This is a genomic window from Senegalia massiliensis (assembly GCF_009911265.1).
GTDB classification, from domain to species: domain Bacteria; phylum Bacillota; class Clostridia; order Tissierellales; family SIT17; genus Anaeromonas; species Anaeromonas massiliensis_A.
Map to the genome: position 1 here is coordinate 1 of NZ_QXXA01000036.1, position 1,759 is coordinate 1,759.

The window sequence follows — 1,759 nt, forward strand, 5'->3', positions numbered from 1 at the left end:
TATTTATTAAAGATTCTGTACATTTCAACAATTATTTTATATAATAAGATTTGAATAGCAAAATAGAAAGGTTGGGATATTTAATGAGTAAAGTACCAAGTGATATCGATATTGCAAAAGATGCAAATATAAAGCCAATATTTGAAATAGCTAATAAAGTTGGCTTAGATGAAGATGATTTAGAACTTTATGGTAAGTACAAGGCAAAGGTTTCCCTAGATGTTTTAGAAAGGTATGAAGATAAAGCAGATGGGAAATTAGTATTAGTTACTGCTATAAATCCAACTCCGGCAGGAGAAGGTAAAACTACTACAAATATAGGACTTTCTATGGGGCTTAACAAAATAGGTAAAAAAGCTATAACTGCATTAAGAGAACCTTCATTAGGTCCTTCTTTTGGTATAAAAGGTGGAGCAGCTGGTGGAGGATACTCTCAAGTAATCCCAATGGAAGATATAAACCTTCACTTTACAGGTGATATTCATGCAATTACATCAGCACACAATTTATTATCAGCATTATTAGATAACCATATACATCAAGGTAATGAATTAAATATAGATACTAGAAACATAACTTGGAAAAGAGTATTAGATATGAATGATAGAGCTCTTAGAAATATAGTTGTAGGGCTTGGAGGAAAGACTCAAGGTGTTCCAAGACAAGATGGCTTTGATATTACAGTAGCATCTGAAATAATGGCTATATTATGTCTTGCAACAAGTTTAAAAGATCTAAAAGAAAGATTAGGTAAAATGATAGTAGCATATACTTATGATAAAAAAGCAGTTACATGTGACGATCTTAAAGCAACAGGAGCACTATCAATATTATTAAAAGATGCAATTAAACCTAACTTAGTTCAAACTCTAGAAAACACACCTGCATTGATACATGGTGGACCATTTGCAAATATAGCCCATGGTTGTAACAGTGTAATGGCAACTAAATTAGCACTTAAATTAGGAGATTATACAGTTACAGAGGCAGGATTTGGAGCAGACTTAGGAGCAGAGAAATTCTTTGATATTAAATCTAGATATGCTAACTTACAACCTGATTGTGCAGTGGTAGTAGCAACAGTAAGAGCACTTAAAAATCATGGTGGAGTTAAAAAAGCTGATTTAAACGAAGAAAATCTAAAAGCATTAGAAGACGGTTATGAAAATTTAAAAAAACATGTTGAAAATGTAAAGAAATTTAATGTACCAGCAGTAGTAGCTATAAATAAATTCCCTACAGATACAGAAAAAGAATTAGAATTATTATTTGAGAAATGTAAATTAGATGGAATAGAAGTTGTATTATCAGATGTATGGGCAAAAGGTGGAGAAGGTGGAATAGATTTAGCTAAAAAAGTAGTGGAAGTTGTAGAAAAAGGAGAAGCTAATTTTAGTCCATTATATAATGAAAATGAATCTATTAAAGAGAAAATAAAGAGAATAGCAACAGAAATATATGGAGCAGAAGGAGTAGAATATACTAAGGGTTGTGAAAAACAAATAAAAGAAATAGAAGCATTAGGATATGATAAACTCCCAATTTGTATGGCTAAAACTCCATTATCATTATCTGATGATCCAACATTAAAAGGTAGACCAGAAGGATTTAAAATTACAGTTAGACAAATAAGGGTATCTAATGGAGCAGGGTTCTTAGTTGCACTTACAGGTAATGTAATGACAATGCCAGGGCTTCCTAAAACACCTGCAGCAAATAATATGTATCTTTCTGATGAGGGAGAAATTAGTGGGTTATT

Annotated in this window: 1 protein-coding gene; it reads left to right on the forward strand. The window is 31.6% G+C overall.

What is annotated here, in order from left to right; translation table 11 throughout:
- Window positions 1-83: 83 nt before the first annotated feature.
- On the forward strand, window positions 84-1,759 hold a 1,676-nt coding region (locus D3Z33_RS16390), incomplete at its 3' end, for a formate--tetrahydrofolate ligase (protein WP_160198850.1).